This window comes from Acinetobacter kyonggiensis, from assembly GCF_900107285.1.
In the GTDB taxonomy this organism is placed as follows: Bacteria; Pseudomonadota; Gammaproteobacteria; order Pseudomonadales; family Moraxellaceae; genus Acinetobacter; species Acinetobacter kyonggiensis.
In genome coordinates this window covers 244,707-270,071 of record NZ_FNPK01000001.1, presented here as the reverse complement: position 1 = coordinate 270,071, position 25,365 = coordinate 244,707, and the positions used below count along the sequence as shown (strand labels likewise).

The window sequence follows — 25,365 nt, the reverse complement described above, 5'->3', positions numbered from 1 at the left end:
GGTAATTCATGGCAATTCATGTGATTCAAAGTCAGCGTATTGATGTGCTTGTCCATGCCATGTTGACGACCGTGAATAAGCCTGCTGCAACGCCTTTTCAGGTGCTTAAAACTCAACATTTTATTGTGCCGTCGCATGCGGTTGAAGCATGGTTAACGCAAAAATTAGCAGAACAAAAGGGCATTAGTGCCAATACCCAATTTCATCATCGTATTCGCGGCTTTCAATGGTCAGCTTATCAATGGGTGTTGGTCGAGCAAAAAGAACAGGTTCGTAAAGCCAATATTCCACGCATTATTATTAAGTGGCGCATCTTTCAAGCCTTAAAAACTTTTATTCAAGCACAGCAAAATCCTTTAACCCCAGATCATCCTTTATATTCGATTGTACAGCGCATTTATGACAGTGCTGATCGTTTAGAACAAGGGGTGGAAAAGCAGCTGAAAAAGCAAGGCATGCTGTATTGGGTGGCGGAACAAGTATCACGCTTGTTTAGTCATTACATGGAATATCGTGGGCATTGTCAGAAAAACTGCCCAGCCAATTTATGCAACTGTCCAAGCAATTGGTTGCAGGCATGGGGGCAAAATAAACCACTGCCGATTGAACAGATGTTTTTTAAAACCAATACTGAAATTTCTGCATTTACTTTAAATCAAGCGCATGAATTGGAAGCATGGCAGCGTTGGTTATGGCAGGAAGTTTTTCATCAAGACTTTGAGCAGATGCAAAGTATTGATGCCATGTTTTGGGAAATTCTGGATCATCCTGAGACACGGCAAGCTGCGCTCAAAAAATTACCGTCCCAGTTGGTGATTTTTACTTTACTGGATTTGCCGCCCATGCAACTGGCATTTTTACGCCGTTTGGGGCAGTACATTGATATTTATATTTTGCACTACAATCCTTCGCAAGAGTATTGGGCGGACAGTGTCGATCCAAATTGGAAAGCCCGTTATGACGTTGGGGTAAAAGAACGTTTTATTGCTAAAAACCCGCAAGCCAGTGATGCGGACATTACAAAATTCTTTCAGGAATTTACCTTAAATTTTAATGCCGAACAGCGTGAATCACGCCATCCGTTATTGACGCGTTTTGGTAAACAAGCACGAGATCATTTTTCCTTATTATCCAACTTGTCTTCAGGCGAAGATGGCATTTGGGCAGATGCCTTTGTCGATGATTATGCAAACCATTTATTGGCTAAAGTGCAGTCTGATGTGTTGTATTTGGTTGAACCCGAACAGCAGCAATATGTATTAGATGAGCACGATGATTCGATTCAGATTCATGTCTGTCATTCCAGTTTACGTCAGCTGGAAGTTTTAAAAGAGCAGCTGATTCACTGGTTGGCACAAGGCAGTAAAGACGAGCCGCGCAGACCCAGCGATATTTTGGTACTGAGTCCGAGTTTAAGTGAACTAGAACCTTTAATTCGTAGTGTGTTTGCGCCACCACCCAGTGAATGCGATCTGATTCAGCAAAAAACAGGCAGTAGTCATCAACTGTCCAGAGACAGTGTGTATTTGCCGATTAAAATTGCAGGGGTCACTCAGCTGGATGCGCTGAATGCTTGGACAGCAGTTTTGGGGCGAATTGAACTGATTCAAAGACGTTTTAGCATTGAAGATTTTGCCGATTGGCTGAGTCTGAGTGCAACCCAGCAGCTTTACGGTTTAGAAGTCAATGCAATTGAACGCATCACGGAATTGTTAATTGATGCTGGTTTTAAACGCGGCTTAGATGCACAGCATTTGCAGCGCAGTTTGTCTGCAGGTGATGACGACTATCGTTTTAGTTTTAAATTTGCGCTCGATCGTCTGGCTTTGGGCGTTGCCATTCCTGAACATACTTTATTTCAAGGCACGCTCAGTTTTGCCAAAGTGCTGCCGAGTGATTTTGAATTAATTGCCAAGCTGATCCAGATTTATCAAGATTTTGATGCACGCCGTGACTGGATGACAGCACATGAACAAGGCGAAAGTGTGCCTGTTGAAACATGGCTGAAACGGCTGATGCAGGACATTACTGAATTTGAAGACGCTGGGGTTGAGTCTTTAGGCAGTGTCTATAAAATTATTAAAAAACAAGAACGCATGCTGACACTTGCCAGTTTTTATGATGAGCACGATCATCATGCCTTACGTGCGTTGAGTTTGCCATTACCGTATTTATTGGCTGAAATTAACAGTACTTTAGAAACACAACTGGAACATGCTGAACCGACGGGGCAAATTACCTTTAGTCAAATTGGTCAGATTCGACCTGTACCGTATAAACTGATTGTGATGCTTGGACTCGACAGTGGTAAATTTCCAAATCGCAGCCAGCATTTACCCTTTGATTTAATGGATTTGTTGAAACCACAATTGGGTGATCGTTCACGTTTGGAAGATGACCAAGGCGCATTTTTAGATAACCTGTTGTTGGCACAAGAAAGCTTATGGTTATTTTATAATGGCTTCGATATTAACGATGGTGAGGTGCGTGATCCATCAACCGTGTTGCAGGAACTGATTCAACATCTGGCTTTTATTGTGCAGTCGAAACAACCCGATGCTGCGGTGAATGAAACCGTGAATATTCATGGGGTTGACGTAGCAGAACAACTACAATCCCTTTATCACGTGCATCCTTTATTACCGTTTGATCCAGTCGGTTTTGAATCTCTAAAACCGGTACGTTATCAGGATCAATGGTTCAGTGTGGCTGGGCAAATTCGTCACGCCACGGGACAACGTGCGGCTTGGGTGAATACCCCATATCAACATTTGCAACAAGATGTACAAGTGTTGGATAGCCATCAGTGGATTCAGGATGTGACTTTTCCAGCACGCTTATATTTAAAAACCTTAGGCGTGGATAATTTACGCCCTGAAGATTTACCCGCAGTGCAAGAACCGTTATTACTGGATGGGCTAGGGCGTTATGCTGTACGGCATTTTTTACAGCAGCATGAAGGTGAAGCAAAGCCTGAATTGTTGATGGATCAGCTGCCGATTGGAAAATTGAAACACAGCAGTTGGCAAGTCAGCGTGTTGGAACAACAGCGCTTAAAAGATCGCTTGTTGAACTATGCCTCTGAAACGACCCCGACGACACAGCAGGTCTGGAAGATCAATGATCAGATTTATATGAACATTCGCCTGCCTAAAAACAGTGCAGAACAATGGGTCAGTCTGGAGGCTTCCAGTGCACGTGCCAAGCGTCGTGCCAAAGTGTGGTTAGAATATTTACTTTGGCTGGCGTATTTAAATATGGGCGAGGGCGGTGAAAAACTGACGCGGATTGTGGTGTTTAGTGACCGAACCCTGTTATGTCAGGGGGTGAGTTCTAATCAGGCTCGGGAATGGATTTCGCACTGGTTAGCGGCGTGGAAATATGGACAAACTCAGCCTTTGGTGTTACCTGCTGCTTTGCTGCTGAAAATTGCTGAAAAAGATAAAGTGCATGACTGGCAAGCCAATGAGCAAAATCAGATGTGTATTGAAGATATGGAGGTGATCTATAAAGATTGGCATGAAGATGGCAAATTTACAGGTTTTTCGGTTGCCGATAATGAAGCGACCAAAATGCACCGTGACTGGCAATTTATTTTACAGGAACAAGATGCCACCGCTTTGCTTGAACAGGCTTGCAAACAATTTTCCTATCAGCTCTATCAGCCGGTCTTTTGGCATCAATCTGTGATTGAGGAATAAAACAGCATGAATCATCCTCAAACATTAACCCAAATATCCTTCAACCCCATTGTCGATATGCAATTTAAAGGTTTGCACTGGATTGAAGCTTCGGCAGGGACAGGAAAAACCTTTACTTTATCCAGTTTGATGGTACGGATTTTTCTGGGCGCTTATCTGCCGAATCAGGTGATTGCGACTACGTTTACCCGTAAAGCTGCCGCAGAGCTCAAAAACCGTATTCGGCTGCGTTTGCTTGAAACCTTACGTTATTTTGAAGGCTGTCAATCACTCACTGAAGCTGAAATTCAAGCCAAAATTACAGCTGAAACGGATCCTTTATTGCAAAAGGTTTTGCAGGACTATGCTACGCGCGTGGATTATGCGCGTGAGCGTTTAAAATTAGTGCTTGATCAGTTAGATGAGCTATTTGTCGGCACACTGGACAGTTTTAGTCAAAAGTTATTGCGTGAGTTTTCCTTTGAAAGTGGCAAAATTGAACGTGCCGATATTACCGATGATGCTAAGCGTTATACCCAGCAATTAATTCACGATGTCCTACGTGAATGGATTCAACTGCAACCGCAAAATGTTGTCGATTATTTGCTACTTAATCAAAAACTAAAATCACAAGATGCCTATATCCCTGTGGTGGAAAATACGCTGAACTTTGCTTCGGCACAGTTTCAGGAAGTCACACCTCCAACATTGGATTTAATGCAGTTTGAACAATTGGTTAATGATTTTGTGCAGTTGGATTTAACTCTGATTGCAACTTTGAGTGAATATTATCAGCCAGAAGGGCAACATCATGCGGTGATTGGTAAAAAATGGCGGACTGATGGCTTAATGCAACGAACGCTGTGTGAGGATTTACCTGCTTTTATTCAGGCTTTGGCTGAGCAAGGCAGCTATGCTTTATTTGCGCCGCATTTCGAAAAAACACTGAAAAATCTGACCGATCTTGCGACTAAAAAAGTCTTAAATAAATGTGCTGAAGATGTGCTCAATCAGTTTGATCAGCATGTGCTGATACAAAGCTTACGCCGCTTTTGTGAAGCGTTGTCCAAGCTCAGTGTAGATTTGGATGTATTGGATGCGTATTTAAAATTTTATTTAAGCCGCGAAGTGAAAAAACGCTTACCGCAAGTGCTGCAACAGAAAAGTGAAACCACGTTTGCGCAGCAAATTCGTACCTTGTCGGAAGCGTTGCAAGGCGAACAAGGTTTGCGTTTCGCCAAGTTTGTACAGGCACATTATCCACTGATTTTGGTGGATGAATTTCAAGATACCAACCAAGATCAAGACGATATATTGGCGCGAATCTGGCGCGATGCCAAGCGCTATAGCCAAAGTTGCATGATTATGGTCGGTGATCCCAAACAAGCGATTTATGGCTTTCGCGGTGGCGACATGCTGACCTATAACAAAGCCCGTGCCGATGTATTGAGTAAACAAGGTCAAGAATACAGCCTCAGGCATAACCATCGTTCCGTGAAAGTCTTGGTGGAAGCGGTCGATGCACTGTTTCAACGGCAAATGGATTTTGGTGAAGAGGTGATTTACAGTCCCGTTGCAGCCGGTGTTCGTCCACATCCACCGCTTATTGATGCGCACGGTGAAAATCATCAACCACTACGTTGGCTGTTATTAAATGATAAAAAAGATGAACCGATTCAGGTGGCATGGAAAATCTGTGACTTATTGAATCAGGGAATTGAAGAAACACTTTATCTGGCAGAACAGAGCAACCCGCGATATTTAATTGAAAATGACATCGCCATTTTATCGAAAAACCACGATGGTTTAGATAAAGCCCAATATGAATTGGAACGTCTAGGTATTCGGGTCAACCGCCCTTCAAAACGCAGTGTATTTGATCATCAAGTCGCCAAAGATGTCGGCGCTTTGCTTAGTGCAATTATGCATCCTTACGATGAGGCTAAAATTAAACGGGCTTTATTAAGTCGATTGTTGGGTTTTAATTTACAACAATTAATGCAGCTTGAAGCGCAAGCCGATGGCTTAAGTCAGTTTATTTATGACTTTGACTGCATCCGTGAAATGTGGCTAGAAAAAGGCTTTTTAACGGCTTGGCAATATGCTTTGAATTTATTCCACGTTTGGAAAAATGTGGTGGCAACACAAAGCCGAGATAATGAACGTACTGTGGTGAATTTACGCCATTTGACCGAATTGCTTAGTCAGCATAGCGAACAATATCAAGGTGCGCAAAAGCTCTATCATTGGTATTTAAAACAACTGCAATCGCCAGCAGAACGTGAGTGGGAACTGGAACGTAAACTGTCCAATGAGGCAGGCATTCAGTTAATGACCATCCATCAGTCTAAGGGATTGGAATTTAAAATTGTTTTTCTACTTGGGGCCGATAAAGATTTCAGGGAAATGAATAAGACGCTGAATTTTTCCACCGTAGAGTATGTTCATCCCGTGACGGGGAAAGTGGAACTGCAACGTGTGGTGGCGGTGAATGATAAAAATTTATTGGATCAAAATGCGATTGATCAGCACAATGCACGTGCTGTCGCAGAGCAGCATCGACTTTGGTATGTGGCACTGACCCGAGCAAGCCACCGTGTCTATGCACTATTGCAAGATCAAGAAGGTAAATCAGTCAATGGCTTGGCGTTTTGGCGTGGACAAGCCTTTGTTCATGCTAGTAGTGCCGATGAAGCCTTGCTGACGGATAAGCCTATTCAGTTACAGATTAAACAAGCACAACCCTTACGACCTTTACAGGCATTGAAATTTCCAACGCAGCGTTTTTATCCACGCTCCAAAACCAGTTTTAGTGCCTTGGCACAACATTTAACGCGTAAACAAGTTATGGACATTTTTGCTGTTCAGACTGAAAAAATGCTCAGTGCGGCAGATGAAATTCATCGCATTGATGCCATTGCAACGACTTCAAGCCAACCGCTGTCATGGATTAAACGTCAGTTTCCCATGGGAACGGTTGCAGGAACCTTCCTGCATGAAATTTTTGAACATATTGATTTTAAAGATCCGCAAGATTGGGCTTTGGAGATTCGCCGCCGTTTTAAAAATAAGTATGAAAATTTATTGGATGAATTATTTAAAAAATATGAAAAAGAATTTATTAAAGGAACCGATGATCATTTAATTGAGTTGATTGTAGATTGGTTGCAGCAGGTTTTAGCGACGCCCTTACATCAAACCTTTCAACTCAATCAGCTGACCGAACATGAACATTTAGCCGAATTTCCTTTTTATCTCTCATTGTCAGATCATGTGTTAGCGATTCAACGAATTCATCAGCTCTATGCAGAATATGGCATTGAAATGCTTGATTTTAATCCAGCAAATTCTGCGCGCTATTTAACAGGATCGATTGATTTGGTTTATTTTGATGGTCAGCAATATCACATTGCCGATTATAAAAGTAATTTTTTAGGTACAGATCAAATCCATTATTCTGCAACGGCAATTCAGCAAAGTATGTCGCAAGCCAGTTATTGGTTGCAGGCAGGCTTATATCTGGTGGCTTTACATCGTTATTTAACACTACAAATGCAAGATTATGAGATTGAAAAGCATTTGGGCGGCGCGAGTTATTTGTATTTGCGCGGCATGAATGGACAAGCAGAGCAAGGCTACTATCACTGGAAACCAGATACCGAATTTGTGCTGCGGCTTGATGCTATTTTGGGCTATTTTGCTGAAGATAAAAGCAGCAAAATTATTTAGTTGATCGAAATTAACAGTGTTTAAACAATAAATTAAGCTGTGGGTAACTTTGAGGATAACTGTGTGGAAAATAAACAATACAAAGTGAATCAAAGCACTGAGTGGATCAGCACTTGGAGTCGGTTTATTCGCCAGAAGCCCTTGAGTCATGCACCACAGAACGAAAATAGCAGTGACATTATTGAGCAAGTTTTTGAGGCAATTCAACAGGGCGACAGTTGTATTTCTGCAAGTTCGGAACAAGCCGAGACTTTAAATGATCTGGTGGTTTCAGCTGCCCATATTGGGCAACAGATTGCACCGTTTGTTTTTGATGGTCAGCGCTTGTATCTGTATCGTTACTGGGCTTTGGAACAGTCTTTGGCACAGCAGGTGGCACGCTTAAAACAGCAAAAAATAGCAGCTGTTGATATCTCGGCTTATCCTCATTTATTGACTGATGAACATCAAATTCAAGCTTTAACCATGGTCGCCCAGCATGGATTAAATATTATTACCGGTGGGCCGGGGACGGGGAAAACTTATACTTTGGCACGGATTATTGCCGTGCTGAATCAAGCGATGCCCAATATTCGTATTGCGATGGCGGCACCCACAGGGAAAGCTGCACAGCGGATGAAAGAAGCGCTGCAAAACTCTTTAAATGATGAAAAACTTCAGGGTTTGGTGACGGATGAGTTAAAACAACTCAATCCGATTACCATTCATCGTTTATTGGGTTTAGGCAGCAATGCTCAGCCGCGTTTTCATGCCCAACAACCGTTGCCTTACGATGTGATTGTGATTGATGAAGCGTCGATGTTGGATTTGAGTTTGGCAACAATGCTGTTGTCTGCTGTACCTGAGCATGCCCGCTTAATTTTATTGGGCGACGCAGATCAATTGGCCGCAGTCGATGTCGGCTCAGTGCTTGCCGATTTACAACAAGTTCCAGCATTGGCAGAAAATAGGGTGAATTTGCGCAACAGTCGTCGTTTTAAGCAAGGCGCGTTGATTGGGCAAATGGCTCAATTTATTCAGGCGCAACAGCCGAGCCAAAACACTGCTGCATTGCTCGAAAAATTTGCCGAGCAAGTGGTTCATCCAAGTGAAATAAAAGCTATCGCGCTCACTGCTGAAATGGAAGATCAGATTCAACTGGAATATTTGCCAAAAAATAGCGCGAAGCCAGTGGATTGGCTGCCGTATTACGACAAATTGATACTGGGTTATCAGCATTATATTGAGCTGTTAAAAAGCTATTTAACCGCCGATGAGCCAGAACTTTACATCGCAGAAGTGGTCAAAGTTTTTGATAATTATCGCATTTTGACCGCGATGCGACATGGTGCTTTAGGTTTGGCACAGCTCAATATCCAAATAGAACAACGCCTACTTGAAGCCTTAGCACGACAGATGACTAAGCAAGGGGATTGGTATGTCGGACGACCAGTGATGATGACTTATAATGATTACCAACTCGGTTTGTCGAATGGTGATATTGGGATTTGCTTTAAGCGTAGTCGAGATGGTCAGTCACAATTCGAAGTGTATTTTCCCAGTTTAGAAAAATGGGTGCCTGCGACTCGCTTACCGAAAAGTATTGAAACTGCATTTGTACTGACGATTCATAAATCACAAGGTTCCGAATTTACACATGTTGCTGTGGTGCTTGATGAGGCTGCGAAAAATTTATTGAGTAAAGAACTACTTTATACCGCCATTACACGCGCGAAAAAGGTGGTCAGCTTATCTGTAGACCCCGATGCTTTACTACAATCTTTGACTGTTCGGACCTCAAGAAAGAGTGGTCTATTAGATAAAATTAATAATTTACTAAACTGTTAATTAAAAATAAATAATACTTACTTTTGTACGAAATTGCTTACAGTAATTCGAGCGATTAGCGCATGGAGCTTTAGGAGCGTTTTTGAGATGATGGCTTCACATAAAAAGCTCAACACGGATAGTTGGGTATAATCGCCATAACATAATAATAATGTCTTCAGACAGCGAACTTACAGTGAAGTAAGATAAAGAGGAAACTTACAGCCGCTAAGCCTTGTAGTTTTGGGAGAGACTACAAGGCTTTTTTATATCTAAAAAATAGCTGTCATCCAAAGACTTGCTTAATCTGAGACACGCAATTCAAGCACTTTAGAACTTATCGGTAGCTTGGGAGAGCACTGTTTTTATAGTCAGTCGATATTGATGTCGAGCTTAACCCTGATGTTTAAATCACAGTAACAGATTGCTAGGTTTACATGATGAAAAAAAGATTAACCAATGTACGTAAATGCTTACACGGAGATACGAAAAAGTCGACTTCTTTACATAAGGCTTTATGGCAAAATATGTCACATAAGGACGTAATAAGTTAACACATGGATTGTTTATTATAAAAAACGCGGAATAGCGAATACGATGACTATAAATAAAACAACAAGAACTAAAACATAAGAAACTACAGCGCAAAAAAAAGCCCAAGCCTAGCTTGGGCTTTTTTTTATATGCCAAGTTTAAGTATTTAAACTAAGTCTGCTTCATAACGATCTGTTGCAAATAATGAACGCCGTTGGTTTTTCGAGATTTTTGGACAGTTGGTTGAAATTTGATAGAGCATTTTTGCGAGCATAGGTAAATGTGTACCCACCACAGATTTGCCTGTGGTTAATAGCGATACACTAATATCACGTTCTGGATCTGCCCAACATAAAATATTTGAAAAACCGATATGTCCAAAAGCTTGTCCCGTCATTGGTCCAAATAAACCGATAGGATTACTGCCGAGCATTGGACCTAAGGCATAACGCATGGGGGCTAATAATGTTCGATCTAAGCTGATACCTGACGTTGGTAAGGTCGAGCGAAATACTGTTTGGGCACTCATAATTTGTTTGCCTTGGTATTCACCACCACTCAACAGCATTTCAAAGAAACGCCCCACTTGCTCAGCACTGGTATAAATATTTCCAGCAGGGCAAATGGTGTCCATAAAACGGGGATCATTGGTGACATCTACGGCAAGCTGTAAGCCACCACCCAAGACATGATTGAGATAATGGTCTGTACCTAAACTTGGATGCATGCCTGTCGCATAATTTAAAGCCACATCTGCACGATATTCAGCTTTTAAACCATAGTTGAAATAATCTAAGCCCATCGGTTTTTCAATCTGTTCATGCAAAAATTGTCGAACACTTTGTCCCGTTACGCGCTGAACAATTTCACCCAAAATATAACCTGCGGTGACGGCATGATACGCAAGGTGATTACCCGATGGCGAAACAGGTTTGGCTGCATACAGAAGTTTTAAAACTCGTTCTTGGTCAAAAAGCAGCTCAGGGGTGACTTCGCTGTCAATGCGAGGAATACCACCGCGATGAGAGAGTAAATGGAAAATGGTGGCACGACGTTTACCATTTACACCATATTCAGGAATATAGTAGCTAATCGGATCGAGTAAATTCAGATCACCCCGTTCATCCAGCATATGGATCAACATTGCAGTAATCATTTTAGATGCTGAAAATAAACAGATCGGTGTATCGGGTGTAGCAATCTTGGCATCAGGCGCTAAGCCATCTGGCGAGTTACCTTGCGCATAACCAATGCTGCGATTTAAAAGTATTTTCCCCTGACGACGTAAACATAAAGTGGCTAAAGGATAATTTCCTGTTTGATAAAGAGCCTCGACACTGTTCCAAATTTTTTGAATTTGTTTTTCAGTCATTCCACCCAATTCAGCTGCAACCTCATCTTTAGATCGAATCACTTGATTCAGGTCTTTTGGCACATAACAGGTATTTGTTGATAAAATTTTCACATTCCCTCGCAATATTTTTATTTTCTTTGCTCTTTGTTATAGATTGATAACAGACCAATGTTAGTTTGCCTATTTTATTTAATGCTGTCAGTTGCCGAATTGCCGACGAACTTAAATCATTTTTGCAATATAGCGATAGATCACTTAAAATAGGCGACTTGCTGTAGTGATGCACGGCAGTCAATTGAGTAATCAATTGATTTTTATCATACGTAATTTTTTTAAGCATCTCGGAGAAATCGAATGGCTTTAACAAACGCAGATCGCGCAGAGATCGTTGCTAAATTTGCTCGCGCTGAAAACGACACTGGTTCACCTGAAGTTCAAGTGGCTTTATTGACTGCTCAAATCAATGATTTGCAAGGTCACTTTAAAGATCACAAACACGACCATCATAGCCGTCGCGGTTTGATCCGTATGGTTAACCAACGTCGTAAGCTTCTTGATTACCTTAAAGGTAAAGATGCTACTCGTTACAGCGCATTGATCGCTGCTTTAGGTTTACGTCGTTAATTCGATTAAACTTATTTTTCGGACGATTGCATTTTGAATGCTGTCAGACTGAAAAAGAAAGTCTACCTAGCTTCGGCTAGGTATTGGGAAGGGGCGAATGTTTCGCTCCTTCTTTGTGTCTTAAATTGGTGTTTTTTTAAATCTGGTGAGGTCGGCTTCTAAGCTTTGTCATTTATAGTTACATACGGTAATGTGAATGCCAAACCTTAGGGGTCTCCACTAGAATAAAATCAGGAAACAAAAATACATGTCGATGTTTAATATTATTCGTAAAGAATTCCAATATGGTCAACACACCGTTGTTTTAGAAACAGGTCGTGTTGCACGTCAAGCAAATACTGTTGTAATTACTATGGGCGGCGTAACTGTACTGGTTGCGATTGTTGCTCAACCAAAAGCAAAAGCAGGTCAAGACTTCTTCCCGCTAACTGTTAACTACCAAGAAAAACAATATGCTGCTGGTCGTATCCCTGGTGGTTATGGCAAACGTGAAGGCCGTCAGTCTGAAGCTGAAACTTTAATTTCACGTTTAATTGACCGTCCAATTCGTCCATTATTCCCAGAAGGTTTCTATAACGAAATCCAAGTCACAGCAACGGTTATTTCTTCTGATAAAACCATGGATGCTGACATTGCTGCAATGTTGGGTGCTTCAGCTGCAATGTCAATTGCGGGTGTTCCATTCCGTGGTCCAATCGCTGGTGCACGTGTTGGTTTAATCAACGGTGAATACATTCTTAACCCGAACCAAGAACAATTAAAAGAATCTGATCTTGATCTTGTGGTTGCAGGTACTGAAGCTGCGGTATTGATGGTTGAATCTGAAGCGAAAGAGCTTTCAGAAGACCAAATGCTTGGCGCTGTACTTTTCGGTCATGACGAAATGCAAATCGCCATTCAAGCGATTAAAGAATTTGCTGCTGCTGCGGGTGCGGTTGAATCAACTTGGGTTGCGCCAAGTAAAAACGAAGCGCTTCTTGGTCAATTGAAAGATGCATTCGAAGCAAAAATTTCTGAAGCGTATACCATTGCAGTGAAACAAGACCGTTATGCAGCACTTGATGCACTTTATGCAGAAGCGGTTGCTCAATTCGTTCCAGAAAATGACGAAGCGGGTATTGCGGAAGAAGTGAACGAACTCTTTGAAGACTTAAAATACCGTACGGTTCGTGACAATATCTTGTCTGGTAAACCACGTATTGATGGTCGTGACACCAAAACTGTTCGTGGTATTGACGTTCAAGTCGGTGTATTGGGTCGTGCACACGGTTCAGCATTGTTCACACGTGGTGAAACTCAAGCGTTGGTTACAACAACTTTAGGTAACACACGTGATGCATTGATGGTGGATACATTGTCAGGTACAAAAACTGACAACTTCATGTTGCATTACAACTTCCCTGCATACTCTGTAGGTGAAACGGGTCGTGAATCTGGTCCTAAACGTCGTGAAATTGGTCACGGTCGTTTGGCGCGTCGTGGTGTTCAAGCGGTACTTCCACCTGCTGATCGCTTCCCGTACGTAATTCGTATCGTATCGGATATTACTGAATCGAACGGTTCATCTTCAATGGCTTCTGTATGTGGTGCTTCATTATCCCTTATGGATGCAGGTGTTCCATTGAAAGCACCAGTTGCCGGTATTGCAATGGGTCTAGTGAAAGAAGGCGAGCGTTTCGCAGTTCTTTCTGACATCTTAGGTGACGAAGATCACTTAGGTGACATGGACTTTAAAGTAGCGGGTTCTGCAAACGGTATTACTGCGCTTCAAATGGATATCAAGATTGAAGGTATCACTGAAGAAATCATGGAAGCTGCATTGAACCAAGCGTATGCGGGTCGTATGCACATCCTCAATGAAATGAACCAAGTGATTTCACGTGCTCGCCCTGAAATTTCAATGCATGCGCCAACATTCCAAGTGATCAACATCAATCCTGATAAGATCCGTGATGTAATCGGTAAAGGCGGCGCAACGATTCGTGCCATTACTGAAGAAACTAAAGCAGCGATTGATATTGAAGATAACGGTACAGTTCGCGTATTTGGTGAAACGAAAGCTGCTGCTGCTGCTGCGGTTGCAAAAATCCAAGCATTAACTGCTGAAATTGAACCAGGTACAATTTACGTAGGTAAAGTGATTCGTATCGTTGAATTTGGTGCGTTTGTGAATATCATGCCAGGTACTGACGGTTTACTTCACATTTCGCAAATTTCTAACGAACGTATTGCCAATGTTGCAGACGTATTGAAAGAAGGTCAAGAAGTGAGAGTGCAAGTTGCTGACGTTGATAACCGTGGTCGTATCAAGTTAACAATGAAAGACATCGAACAAGTATAATTGTTCCTTGTTTAAAAAAGCCCGCCTCATGCGGGCTTTTTTAAATTGAAATGAAGTCAGTATGAAGAAACAAAGCTTTATCTGATTGCTTAAGTTTTCTGCTCAGCACATAATTTTACAACGGATAGATTGTAAGTTTTAGCTGAATGTCTATCGAGTAAACAACAAAAAAGCACAATAGAGAATTGTTTTAATGCAAGTTTATTATTTTTATCAGCATCCAACAGAACATCATATTTTTGTACAAAAAGAGCCAAATAACGAAGCCGAGCTTGAGTTTTTATGGGTCGATTGCACACGAGATGATGTGGTGAATCGTGCAGATGCATGGCAAAAAGAAATTTATGCGCATACCGATATTGCACTCAATGAATTCCATGTTAAAGATATTCTGAATTTAGAACATCCTTGTGTATTTGATACCATGGATGATTATGACTTACTTATTTTTCGTAAACTCATCACGCCAGATGATGAGATTAAAGCTGGTGAGCAAGCACTTGAGCAGCATGAAAAATTCTTTGGTTTAGCCACAACCCCCATTAGTTTCATGATTACCCCGCAAGTTTTGATTACGGTACGTGAGCAGGGTAATAGGGCAATTGAAAATTATATTTCAAGAATGGAAACAATACTTGCTCGTCCACTTTTAGAGCAGAATAAACCGCGAAAACTTGCGGTTACACCGTTAGATTTAGCGCTGCGCTTATTGAATAGTATGGTCGATGGTTATTTAGATTTACGTGTGCCATTGACCCGTCGGGTTGAATTTTGGCAGCAAGAATTATTGCAAGGTCACCGTCGGTTTAGCAAATGGAATCAGCTGTTACAAGAGAATATGGCGTTTCAACAAGTCGAAAACCTTTGTGAAGAGCAAATTGATACTTTACAAGAATTGCGCGATGAAATTGTAGATAACTACCCACATTTAAAAGGTAAGAAAAAGCCTGAACGACAGGATGTGATGTTGATTCGTATGGATGATTTGGTGAGTCATATTGAGCGAATTCAAAAACATACGGTTCGTCTTCGCGCGGCTGTTCAAGCAGCAATGGACTTACACTTTTCAGCAATTGCCAATCAAACCAATGAAAATATGCGGATTCTTGCCATTATTACCGCAGTATTTGCCCCGCTTACTTTATTAACGGGGATCTATGGGATGAACTTTGAATTTATTCCTGGATTAAAGTCTCCAATTGGTTTTTTGAGTATGTTGCTGGTCATGTTTATCACCACGCTATTGTTAGTCTATTATTTCTATCGTAGACATTTAGTTGGGCGTGGTGAAAAGAGCGTGATTGATATGTTGGCCCAACAGCATAAAGATCAGCATATTAATTTATTGTGGTTTTTAGATTATGAACCGATTAAGCAATCCGTTAAAGAAACGATAAAGGAAGTCGAAAAGTTGACCAAGCTTAAATAGCAGTTCGCTTTTGATCAAAAGGAATCTTATTTTTAAGCACAACAATACAACGTTGACTTAAACTGAAAATTAAATGGACTGACCTAGGCTTAGAGCTTAAGAAAAATCACCTGCTTGAGCATTTTTCGTCAGTATTTTATAGATTTCATCTTTCATTTTTAGTTTTTTACGCTTCATTGACTCAATATCATCATTAATTAAATTAACTGGATTGAGTTCAAGCTGGATGATTTCTTTATCCAATTCTTGATGACTCTCAAATATTTTTGCAAAATGAGGGTCATCATGACGGAGTTTATGGATCAAATCCTGATGTTCAGGAAACATTCGTTTAATCTTTTTATTGCATTCTTTCGTTTTCATAAGCCTAGATTATTCTCTCAGAGTTCATTTATGATAGAAATATCAACCTCATATGGGGCGATATAGGGCAATACGATTCGGTTTTAAAGCATCAGGTTAAGAGTCTTTGACATTCATGTGTTTAACTTGCTGACGCAATTGTTGTACTTCATCAATTAAGTCAAGCATCATGGCGACTGCAGAAAAGCTGGCATCAAAGTCACGTTGTAAACGGTAAGCTCGACGTGCACGAGAAATATCATCACCAAAAAACTGATGAATTCGTTCTTCTGGACGTGTATCTAAAATATCGTATTCTAAAAGTTGTAAAACCCATTCAGGACTCTGTCCACAGGCATCAGCAAAATGCTTTAAATCAAAACTATGATGCTCATCGATGACTTCGGCATGATTGAATCCATCACAAATAATTTCACGATAATGAATAGTGGTCATGATTCTCTCCTTAAGCATTACGAGGCTTAAATGTTGAAAAGGCTTCCGCGAAAGCTTGATAAGCCTGCTGTTCATGTTCAGTTTGCGCAGTTGGATACACAATATTTAAAACCAAAAATAGATGACCGGGTGTTTTACTTGGTATTCCTTTGTCTTTTAACCGTAACTGTTGACCTGTTTTTGCATTTTTAGGTAAATTTACTTGAACTTTACTTCCTTCAGGGGTCATGATTTCAATGCTTTGACCTAATGCTGCCTCCCACGGTGCAACATTAATGGTGTAATAAATATCAGCACCTTCGACTCGAATTTGCTCGGTGTCTTTATAGTGAATTTCAATATAAAGGTCGCCATTTTTACCGCCATTGATCCCGCTTTGACCTTGTCCTGCCAGACGAATTTGTTGACCTTCCTTCATGCCTTTAGGGATTTTGACTTTTAATGTTTTACGTTGAACTTCTGCTTCTCCATAAGCATTCAACGTTGGAATTTGTAAGGTAATATTTTGGGTTGAGCCATGGAAAGCAATGTCAACATCGACCTCTATATTGGCATGTTGGTCTTCACCTTTATAGCTACGTTGTTGCTGCCTGTGTTGATTTTGATAGTGATGATTTCCTCCACCAAAGCCTGAACCGAAACGTCCAAAAAGATCTTCAAAACCACTAAAATTTGAATGCTGCTGTTGGTCAGAGCCTTGACGATAAAATTGTGTATGGTCAAAACCATCCGTGCCTGTATGTTGATCAGATTGATAAAAGGCTTCTGGATGATCTAACTGAAAATCGTATTCAGTTTTTTTCTGTTCATGACTTAAAGTGTCATAAGCCACATTAATGGCTTGCATGTTCTCCTCGGCATTCGCTTCTTTGCTTATATCGGGATGGTATTTTCGAGCTAATTTTCGATAAGCTTTCTTGATTTGGTCTGGGGTGGCATTACGCGTAATACCCAGAATTTCATAATAATTTTTAGTCATAAAATAGGAAGCTAAAACTGGTTATGTTTTAATCATTATTATGCTATTTCATAAAATTGAAATAGTGTAGATCTGTACCTTATTGTTTCAAATTATGACAAAAAAAAGACTCCTGAAAAGGAGTCTTTTAAAATCATAAATAAAATCAATATTTAATCCACGTTACACTACGCCCAATGACTGAAACACCGACATACCCCCGTAGATTTAAATGTTTGCCACTTGCGCTGAGACGTGCCTTACCTTTATAGATTTTGCCTCCAATCGGGTCAAGCACTCGACCATGATTAAATTCACGCGGATTATCTGGGTTTTGTTTAAAGCCCCAAATAAAAGGTAAACCTAAAAATGGTTTGTCTTTTAAATTACCGGGACAATTGGTACAAGTCAGCATTTTTTCTGTGCCAGGCACACTGCGCGTTGCCACAATGACACCTTCATAAGTGCCATCTGGTTTTTTACTAATTTCGACATCTGCACGAGAATAACCCGTACGGTCATCCACTGTTTTCCATTTGCCGACTAAAGGATCATTTATGTTAGCAGCAAAACTAAAGGAAGAAAGTGTTGCGAATATAACGCTTGCAAGAATACCTTGATATAAATTCTTCATTAATGTCCCCTTAAAATGAAATATTTTATAGTTTTAGAGTAAAGCGCCTAATTTATAGCGATAAACCTTGTGGAAATCAAATAAGAAAAAGCAATATATTTCACAAAAACAATTGATTATGTTTGATTAGTTGGCTTTTGAAAGCTTGAATCTTAAAAAAAGCCCAAAAATGACTTTTGATTGAGTTGTTCAGGAGGCTGATCTTTTTATCTGCGGATTATTTCAGTTCATGTTGATGGTTTAAGCCCGCTGAACTTAAAACAAGATTGAGTTTAATTTTTGTATAAAAAAAGAGTAGCTGTATCGCCACTCTTTTTTAACCGACTGAGCTTACATTAGCTGAGATGTTTGCCAAATAAGCCAAAAGCTTCTTCCGCAGTAAAGCTATAGCGGGTGCTACAGAATTGGCAGTCCATGGTAATTGGATTTTGAAATTCGAGGGTTTCACGTACCGCTTCAACGCCAATTTGAATTAGGGCATTGGCACAACGGTCTTTAGAACAAGTACACCCAAATTTTAATTCCTCAACGTCAGGTAAACGGACATCTTCTTCATTATACAAACGATAGAGAATTTCTGTGGCATCGAGCTTGGTCAGTTCTTCAGGTTTTAAGGTTTCAGTCAACATGGTCAGGCGAGGCCATAGGTCTTCATCGACACGTTGCTGCTCTTCTTCACTATTTCGCGGTAACAGTTGAATGAGTAAACCACCTGAACATTCTGCGGTACTGGCTAACATAATTTTGGTTGGAATTTGTACAGATAAATCGTAATACTGCATCAAACAACCCGCTAAGGTGTCGTATTCAAGTGCAATGATGCCTTGATAGCGTTCACCAAATTCAGGTTCAATGTTAATAAAAAGGACAGGATTGACCAGTGCTTTGAAAACGGTGCTGCTGTTTTCTGCCTGTAAGAAGCGAGAATCTTCTTCATAATCTGCTGATGCACGTAACTCACCTAAATGATTACATTCCGCCATCGCCCATTTGAATGTGCCAGCTGCTTGAATTTGAAGGCTAATACGACCTTTAATTTTAAGGGTACTGGCAAGTAATGCGGTGGCACTCAGCATTTCGCCCAACAGGACTTGAATGGCTTGAGGATAATCACGTTGGGCAAGAATTGTTTGTAATACTTTTTCCAAATGGACCACTTCACCGCGAATTGGGCAATTTTCAATATAAAAGCGTTGACGTAATTCAGACATAAATTTCTCCAATAGCCCGTGTTAATGGTGTCTACATTGTAAAACACAAGCTAGTTACTATCATCTCGTGTGACATCAATACGCGGATGCGCTAAGTCGCGTTGTAAATTGACGCCAGTAGGTTCTTGACGAATTTGAGCATCACTTTCAAATAAGTGTTCTAGCTCTGCTAAAGCATTACGATGGGTTTCATAGACCTTTTGTTCATCGGTATAAATACGTTGTTGCTGAATTAATAACTTTTCATCGTAGTCACGGAACAATTCAATACTTTTATACGCATCTTCTTCACTAATATCCAATTCACGCAAGGCACGATAGGCCATACCAAGCGATGATAAGTAGGTTTCACGCCAAATCTGTTCGACACCTAAATCACGCAGTAAATGGACATGATGACGATCACGGGCACGTACCAACAGTTTCAGATTCGGATAATTTAAACGAATATGCCGTGCCACGTTCATGGAGTCTTCAATATCATCAATGGCTAACACAAAAACTTTAGCATGTTGAATACCCGCAGAGCGTAAAATATCGGGTTGTGTGGCATCTCCATAGTATAACGTACCACCATACTGACGCACGAAATCAACTTTTTCTAAATTGCTGTCAATCGCGGTAAAGGATTGATGTTGTAGGTGGGCAATACGCGCAATGATTTGTCCAAAACGTCCAAATCCAGCAATAATCATCGGGTTGTGAATATTTGGAATTTCGTCATAGACAGGGGCTTTTTCTTTTTCTTTATCAAGTACAGGAATAATCCATGTGCTGATCAGCCAATACAGCATGGGCGTGAGCACCATTGACAGTGTCACGATAAGGGTTATCGGTTCCAAAATGGCTTGGCTAATGACTTTTTCACTACTTGCGACTTTCAGTACCACAAAGGCAAACTCACCCCCCTGAGATAAGCAGGTCGCAAGCAGCAAACTGTTGCGCCATGAATATTTTAAATAACGGGCAATGGCAGTGAGCGTTATGCTTTTCACCAATATTAAAGTAAATGCCCCACCAATAATCAACCACGGCATATCGACCAAGAGTGACAATTGTGTGGTCATCCCCACGGTCATAAAGAAGAGACCGAGTAAAAGTCCTTTAAAGGGCGCGATACTGGCTTCCAATTCATGTCGAAATTCTGAGTCTGCCAGTAACACGCCTGTTAAGAATGCACCCAAAGTAGTACTAATGCCGAGTACATCCATTAGCACTACAACGCCCAAGACAATAAATAGCCCCACAGCTGTAATCAATTCATGTGCACCGCTTTTAGCGACAAAGCGAAAAAAGGGCCGCATCATATAACGGCTAAATAAAAATAAACCGCTAAAGGTGGCAATAATTGCGGCGAAATAGGCAATACCGTGATGGGTCGATTCATTGCCTGCTAAGAGGGGAATAATCGCCAGCAGGGGAATGGCAGCAATATCCTGAAATAGGAGTACAGAAAAAGACTGTTGCCCAAAGGTGGTGTTGAGTTGTTGTTTTTCGGCCAGTAGTTGCAAAACAAAAGCCGTCGATGACAGCGCGAGTGCAGTACCAATGACAAAACTTGCAGCAATGTTTTGTTGTAAGGCAAAAAAGACAACGATGGCGAGAATAATGCCAGTCATGCCGACTTGTAAGCTGCCCATCAAAAAGATGGATTTACGCATTTCCCACAGCCGTTGTGGTCGCAGTTCTAGACCAATAATGAACATTAACAGAATCACGCCAAATTCAGCCAATTCTTGGATGGATTCAGGGTCACTGGTAATATTGAATACACTGGGACCCAGCAACATACCTGTAAACAAATAACCGAGTACGGTGGCAATTCCGAAGCGTTTGGCTAAAGGCACCAAGAGTAAGGACGCACCAAGGAAAATCGTAATTTGTAACAGTAGCGACATCAGCCTGTCCTAGAATTTATTTTAGTGCCAAAAAATTTAAGCCAAAGGAGAACTTTAACTTAGCTTAATTCCTGAGGGTCTATATCTAAGGTAAGTTTCATGGTTGAGGGCTTTTGATGCAACATATTTTGCCACCAAGCCCGAATATAAAAATGTAATCTCGCCCGATCTTGGGATAGCAGTACCATATGTGCTTGATAACGTCCCGCTTTGCGTTCCATTGGCGCTGGAATGGGTCCCCAAATATCAATCAGGTTTTCTGAAACCTGTCTTAAGGCTTGGGCATGTTGTTCTAAGAAGGCTTGGTTTTGTTCCTGATTTTTCGACTCACAACGAATCAGTGCCGCATACCGAAACGGGGGGAGTAAAGCTGCACGACGTTCTTTTAAGGTTTGTTTGGCAAAATGATAATAATTTTCTTGGATTAATGTCGTGAGTAAAGGGTGGTCAGGTCTGAGCGTTTGTAAATAGACCTCACCTTTGCGTTCCCCGCGACCTGCACGCCCTGCCACTTGAACAATCAGTTGCGCTGTGCGTTCTGTGGCGCGAAAATCGACACTAAATAAGCCTGAATCAATATCTAAAATGGCCACTAAAGTTACGTAAGGAAAGTGGTGTCCTTTTGCCAACATTTGTGTGCCAAGCAAAATAATCGGTTCACTTTTTTGAATTTTGTCATAAATTTTTTGCCAGCTCCCCACGCGACTGGTGGAGTCGCGGTCAACTCGTATCACGTCAAATTTGGGAAATAACTGTTGTAAATGTTCTTCAACCTTGGCCGTTCCCAAACCAATCGATTTGAGTTCGGTATGCTGACACTGTGGACAATGATTTGGCATGCGATGAATCGTGCCGCAATGGTGACAATGTAAATGCTGATACGGTTGACGATGTACAGTGAAATTGGCATCACAATGTGGGCACTTTGCCTGCCATGCACAACTTTCACAAATCAACACGGGCGCATAACCGCGTCGGTTTAAAAACACCAAGACTTGTTCTTTTTTATCGAGGCGTTTTTGTATTTCATCAAGCAGGCTTTGGCTAATGCCATTTTGCTTTTGGGCAACTTTCAGATCAATCAGATGAATTTTCGGCATGAGTGCCACACCTGCACGCTGACTCAGTTCTAAACGGGTCATTTTGCCTGCATCCACCAAGGCGTAACTGTCGATGCTTGGGGTGGCTGAACCTAAAATAATCGGACAACTTTCTAAATGCGCACGATACATTGCGACATCACGGGCGTGATAGCGAAAACCTTCTTGTTGTTTAAAGGACAGATCATGTTCTTCATCTAAAATGATTAAACCTAAATTGGGCAGCGGTGTATAAATGGCAGAACGGGTGCCCAAAATAATAGAGGCTTTGCCTGTTTGCGCGGCTTGCCATGCTTGTAAGCGTTTGGTGTCATTCAGCCCTGAATGGAGTAACACAATATTGCTATGAAAACGTGATTGAAAGCGGCTAATGGTTTGTGGCGTTAAACCAATTTCAGGCACCAACACCAACACTTGTTTGCCTTGTTTCAAAACATCTTGCATGATCTGCAAATACACTTCAGTTTTGCCACTACCCGTTAAGCCATCGAGTAAAAAGGCTTGATATTTTTTCTGTGCCTTGAGCACGTGTTGAATGGCTTTTTTTTGCTCTTCATTGGCCGTTAAGGGCATTTGTGCCAGTGTGACAGGCTGTGGGCTGAAATCTTGCTTTTCTAAAACACATTCCACAATGGCTTTTTTTTCTAAAGCTTTTAGTGTGGCTGTTTCAATACCAGCCAAATTTAAAATATTTTCTGTGGTTCCTGTTGGATGCAATTTGAGTATTTTATAAGCTTCTTGTTGTTTTTCCGAACGGGTCACTTTTGCTTCGGCATGCAAGTCTAAAACATTCCACATACGTGCCAATAAATTATACGGTTTACCTTGGCGTAAAAAAGTCGGTAAGGCACTTTGGAAGACTTCACCAATTGGAAATTGATAATATTGCGCTGACCATGTCAATAAACTTAAACTTTTCTGATCTAAAATAGCGTGCTCATCGAGCAGTTCGGTAATGGCTTTGAGTTTAAAACGGGGGTCAATCGGGGTGTCTGGTGTTAATTTTTCCACAATAATCCCGACCAGATTTTGCCGTCCAAACGACACAGCAACACGTGCGCCAATTTGGGCCTGTTGGTACTGTTGGGCACTTAGGCTGTAATCAAAGCAGTCATAGACATGTACAGATACAGCAACACGAATGCGATAAATATTGGATGGAGTCGATGTTGTATTTGGCATAAATAAGGGTCAAATCGTCCTAATCAAATTTCGTCGTGCTCAAGATCGAGTTATGTTAGAGTGAGCAAATCATTTATGTCTCAGAATATGAATGATTTTGGTGGTCAGACGCAACAGCGCTGAAGCAAATTTTGGAAAATTAGAGCATTACAATGCCTGCATATCAATTTACTGCCATTGATGCTTCAGGGAAGCAGCAAAAAGGCGTGTTAGAAGGCGATTCCGCGCGTCAAATTCGTCAACAGCTCAGAGACAAATCCCTCATTCCTGTGACGGTTGACCCTGTTGAGCAAAAAGATAAGCATCGCTCAGAACGATGGTTGCAGAAAAAAGTCACCGCTTATGATTTGGCCTTATTTACCCGTCAACTTTCAGTTTTGGTTGCCGCTGCGATTCCTTTAGAAGAAGCACTGCGTGCCGTGGGTAAACAAAGTGAAAAAGTACATGTGCAAAACTTGTTGATGTCGGTACGCTCAAAAGTTATGGAAGGGCATTCACTTGCCAATGCTTTGCAGCAAGCAGGGCGGTTACCCGATTTATATATTGCCACTATTGCTGCGGGTGAGCGTTCAGGGCATCTTGATTTAATTCTAGATCAATTATCAGATTACACCGAAAACCGTTTTGCCATGCAAAAGAAAGTGCAGGGTGCGATGATTTATCCGATTATTCTGATGCTAATGTCTTTTGCGATTGTGATGGGGCTGATGACCTACGTGGTGCCAGACATTGTCAAAACTTTTGATCAAAGTAAAGATGCACTGCCTTGGATTACAGTTGCTTTAATGAAAGCCAGCGATTTTATTCGGGTGGCATGGCCCTTTTTGCTTGTCGCAGGTGTGGTTGGTTTTATTACATTAGTTCGGTTTTTAAGAACTTCGGCTGGGCATTATGCTTTTGATCGTTTAACACTCAAATTGCCATTATTTGGTAAATTATCGCGTGGTATAAATGCTGCACGTTTTGCCAGTACCTTATCGATTTTGACCAAGTCTGGTGTACCGTTGGTAGACGCGCTTAAAATTGGCGCAGCGGTCAGTAATAACTGGGTGATTCGTGATTCTGTCAATTTAGCGGCAGAGAAAGTGACAGAAGGCGGCAACCTTGCAACGCAACTGGAGCGTAGTGGTTATTTCCCCCCGATGATGGTACAAATGATCAAAAGTGGTGAAGCCTCGGGCGAACTGGATCGTATGCTCGAGCGAGCTTCAAGCATGCAAGATCGTGAAGTCACCACCTTAATTTCAACTTTACTGGCACTGCTTGAACCCTTAATGTTGGTGGTGATGGCGAGTATTGTTTTAGTGATTGTAATCGCGGTGATGTTGCCGATTGTAAATATGAATAATATGATTTAACCCATTTTATAAAGATAAAGATTTTTGCGAGAGAGTTATATGCAAGCTAAAAAATATCAAGCGAAGCAATCAGGCTTTACCCTCATTGAAGTAATGGTGGTGATTGTGATTTTAGGGGTGTTGGCTGCACTGATCGTACCGAATGTCATGGGGCGTGGTGAGAAAGCCAAAGTGGATACCTCTGCCATTACTTTAAAAGGCGTTGCAGGTGCTTTAGATCAATATAAGCTTGATAATGGTAAGTATCCTTCGATGCAAGATGGTGGTTTAGATGCTTTAGTTAATCAACCTGCTTCTGCAAAAAATTGGATGCAAGGTGGTTATGTGAAAGGCGGCTATCCAAAAGACAGCTGGGATAATGATATTCAATATGTGATTCCAGGTGCCGAAGGTCGTGCCTTTGATTTGTATTCTTTTGGCGCAGATGGTAAAGAAGGCGGTGAAGGTACAGATACTGATATTTATTATCAGCCTTAACTGAGAATCATTATTTTATTGCATTTATGAAATAAATCACTTCACTTGATCTGATGGTTCAATACAAAGTGAAGTGATAATAAATCCTAATTAATGAGTATATGTTAAAATATTGAATTTTATATAAATAATATAATATTGCTATTTGGTAGTTATAATAAGAATTATTCCCATATTTAATAGTTACAATAATGATGAAGTGTGAAGAAAAATAGCCTTTTTATTTATAAAAAAACTTGCATAATGTTTGAA

16 protein-coding genes are annotated in these 25,365 nt (G+C 41.1%); 8 read left to right on the top strand and 8 right to left on the bottom strand.

The features are described 5' to 3' along the window. Window positions 1-8: 8 nt before the first annotated feature. The 3 genes from BLV99_RS01265 to recD all read left to right on the top strand — a co-directional run bounded on the left by BLV99_RS01265 (window position 9) and on the right by recD (window position 9,236). Complete coding sequence (locus BLV99_RS01265; RefSeq protein ID WP_092686937.1) at window positions 9-3,701, top strand: exodeoxyribonuclease V subunit gamma; 3,693 nt, start codon at window positions 9-11, stop codon at window positions 3,699-3,701. Window positions 3,702-3,707: 6 nt separating this feature from the next. Beyond that, window positions 3,708-7,409, top strand: coding sequence for a UvrD-helicase domain-containing protein (locus tag BLV99_RS01260; protein WP_092686934.1), 3,702 nt, complete (start codon window positions 3,708-3,710; stop codon window positions 7,407-7,409). A gap of 63 nt (window positions 7,410-7,472) precedes the next feature. Next, window positions 7,473-9,236 carry an exodeoxyribonuclease V subunit alpha gene (gene recD, locus BLV99_RS01255; protein ID WP_092686931.1) on the top strand — a complete coding sequence of 588 codons (1,764 nt, stop codon included), beginning with the start codon at window positions 7,473-7,475 and terminating at the stop codon, window positions 9,234-9,236. Window positions 9,237-9,915: 679 nt separating this feature from the next. Here the strand turns inward: recD and BLV99_RS01250 are convergent. Further along, entirely contained in the window at window positions 9,916-11,214 is a 1,299-nt protein-coding gene (locus BLV99_RS01250; protein WP_092686928.1) for a serine hydrolase domain-containing protein, read from the bottom strand. A 243-nt stretch (window positions 11,215-11,457) separates the two neighbouring features. Between BLV99_RS01250 and rpsO the strand changes: the two genes are divergently transcribed. The 3 genes from rpsO to BLV99_RS01235 all read left to right on the top strand — a co-directional run bounded on the left by rpsO (window position 11,458) and on the right by BLV99_RS01235 (window position 15,497). Beyond that, complete coding sequence (rpsO, locus tag BLV99_RS01245; protein WP_086183912.1) at window positions 11,458-11,727, top strand: 30S ribosomal protein S15; 270 nt, start codon at window positions 11,458-11,460, stop codon at window positions 11,725-11,727. 253 nt (window positions 11,728-11,980) lie between these two features. Further along, window positions 11,981-14,068, top strand: coding sequence for a polyribonucleotide nucleotidyltransferase (gene pnp, locus BLV99_RS01240; RefSeq protein ID WP_171259138.1), 2,088 nt, complete (start codon window positions 11,981-11,983; stop codon window positions 14,066-14,068). A gap of 193 nt (window positions 14,069-14,261) precedes the next feature. After that, window positions 14,262-15,497: a magnesium transporter CorA family protein gene (locus BLV99_RS01235; protein ID WP_086183910.1), complete on the top strand. Its 1,236-nt coding sequence runs from the start codon at window positions 14,262-14,264 to the stop codon at window positions 15,495-15,497. A 96-nt stretch (window positions 15,498-15,593) separates the two neighbouring features. Here the strand turns inward: BLV99_RS01235 and BLV99_RS01230 are convergent, their stop codons facing one another. The 7 genes from BLV99_RS01230 to BLV99_RS01200 all read right to left on the bottom strand — a co-directional run bounded on the left by BLV99_RS01230 (window position 15,594) and on the right by BLV99_RS01200 (window position 23,278). Further along, complete coding sequence (locus BLV99_RS01230; RefSeq protein WP_004649991.1) at window positions 15,594-15,860, bottom strand: HP1242/YdcH family protein; 267 nt, start codon at window positions 15,858-15,860, stop codon at window positions 15,594-15,596. Window positions 15,861-15,956: 96 nt separating this feature from the next. Then, window positions 15,957-16,295 (bottom strand): chaperone modulator CbpM, encoded by a 339-nt coding sequence (locus BLV99_RS01225; protein ID WP_086183908.1) that lies wholly within the window; start codon window positions 16,293-16,295, stop codon window positions 15,957-15,959. A 10-nt stretch (window positions 16,296-16,305) separates the two neighbouring features. Next, window positions 16,306-17,274, bottom strand: a complete 969-nt coding sequence (locus BLV99_RS01220) for a DnaJ C-terminal domain-containing protein (protein WP_086183907.1) — start codon at window positions 17,272-17,274, stop codon at window positions 16,306-16,308. A gap of 145 nt (window positions 17,275-17,419) precedes the next feature. Continuing rightward, window positions 17,420-17,887 carry a DUF2147 domain-containing protein gene (locus tag BLV99_RS01215; RefSeq protein ID WP_092686922.1) on the bottom strand — a complete coding sequence of 156 codons (468 nt, stop codon included), beginning with the start codon at window positions 17,885-17,887 and terminating at the stop codon, window positions 17,420-17,422. 335 nt (window positions 17,888-18,222) lie between these two features. After that, complete coding sequence (gene hslO / locus BLV99_RS01210) at window positions 18,223-19,098, bottom strand: Hsp33 family molecular chaperone HslO (protein ID WP_086183905.1); 876 nt, start codon at window positions 19,096-19,098, stop codon at window positions 18,223-18,225. A 50-nt stretch (window positions 19,099-19,148) separates the two neighbouring features. After that, window positions 19,149-20,996, bottom strand: a complete 1,848-nt coding sequence (locus BLV99_RS01205; RefSeq protein ID WP_092686919.1) for a monovalent cation:proton antiporter-2 (CPA2) family protein — start codon at window positions 20,994-20,996, stop codon at window positions 19,149-19,151. Between the two features lie 59 nt (window positions 20,997-21,055). Next, window positions 21,056-23,278, bottom strand: coding sequence for a primosomal protein N' (locus tag BLV99_RS01200; RefSeq protein ID WP_092686916.1), 2,223 nt, complete (start codon window positions 23,276-23,278; stop codon window positions 21,056-21,058). Window positions 23,279-23,430: 152 nt separating this feature from the next. Between BLV99_RS01200 and gspF the strand changes: the two genes are divergently transcribed. Together gspF and gspG are read left to right on the top strand one after the other, a co-directional pair. Continuing rightward, window positions 23,431-24,636: a type II secretion system inner membrane protein GspF gene (gspF, locus tag BLV99_RS01195; RefSeq protein ID WP_092686913.1), complete on the top strand. Its 1,206-nt coding sequence runs from the start codon at window positions 23,431-23,433 to the stop codon at window positions 24,634-24,636. 39 nt (window positions 24,637-24,675) lie between these two features. Then, window positions 24,676-25,113 carry a type II secretion system major pseudopilin GspG gene (gene gspG, locus BLV99_RS01190; protein ID WP_004649983.1) on the top strand — a complete coding sequence of 146 codons (438 nt, stop codon included), beginning with the start codon at window positions 24,676-24,678 and terminating at the stop codon, window positions 25,111-25,113. Window positions 25,114-25,365: the final 252 nt, after the last annotated feature.

What these genes read in the sequence shown, in the direction of transcription:
- BLV99_RS01220 (WP_086183907.1), bottom strand. Translation starts at nt 17,274, where the DNA reads ATGACTAAAAATTATTATGAAATTCTGGGTATTACGCGTAATGCCACC.
- rpsO (WP_086183912.1), top strand. Translation starts at nt 11,458, where the DNA reads ATGGCTTTAACAAACGCAGATCGCGCAGAGATCGTTGCTAAATTTGCT.
- pnp (WP_171259138.1), top strand. Translation starts at nt 11,981, where the DNA reads ATGTTTAATATTATTCGTAAAGAATTCCAATATGGTCAACACACCGTT.
- BLV99_RS01215 (WP_092686922.1), bottom strand. Translation starts at nt 17,887, where the DNA reads ATGAAGAATTTATATCAAGGTATTCTTGCAAGCGTTATATTCGCAACA.
- hslO (WP_086183905.1), bottom strand. Translation starts at nt 19,098, where the DNA reads ATGTCTGAATTACGTCAACGCTTTTATATTGAAAATTGCCCAATTCGC.
- BLV99_RS01260 (WP_092686934.1), top strand. Translation starts at nt 3,708, where the DNA reads ATGAATCATCCTCAAACATTAACCCAAATATCCTTCAACCCCATTGTC.
- gspG (WP_004649983.1), top strand. Translation starts at nt 24,676, where the DNA reads ATGCAAGCTAAAAAATATCAAGCGAAGCAATCAGGCTTTACCCTCATT.
- gspF (WP_092686913.1), top strand. Translation starts at nt 23,431, where the DNA reads ATGCCTGCATATCAATTTACTGCCATTGATGCTTCAGGGAAGCAGCAA.
- BLV99_RS01225 (WP_086183908.1), bottom strand. Translation starts at nt 16,295, where the DNA reads ATGACCACTATTCATTATCGTGAAATTATTTGTGATGGATTCAATCAT.
- BLV99_RS01230 (WP_004649991.1), bottom strand. Translation starts at nt 15,860, where the DNA reads ATGAAAACGAAAGAATGCAATAAAAAGATTAAACGAATGTTTCCTGAA.
- BLV99_RS01265 (WP_092686937.1), top strand. Translation starts at nt 9, where the DNA reads ATGGCAATTCATGTGATTCAAAGTCAGCGTATTGATGTGCTTGTCCAT.
- BLV99_RS01205 (WP_092686919.1), bottom strand. Translation starts at nt 20,996, where the DNA reads ATGTCGCTACTGTTACAAATTACGATTTTCCTTGGTGCGTCCTTACTC.
- BLV99_RS01200 (WP_092686916.1), bottom strand. Translation starts at nt 23,278, where the DNA reads ATGCCAAATACAACATCGACTCCATCCAATATTTATCGCATTCGTGTT.
- BLV99_RS01235 (WP_086183910.1), top strand. Translation starts at nt 14,262, where the DNA reads ATGCAAGTTTATTATTTTTATCAGCATCCAACAGAACATCATATTTTT.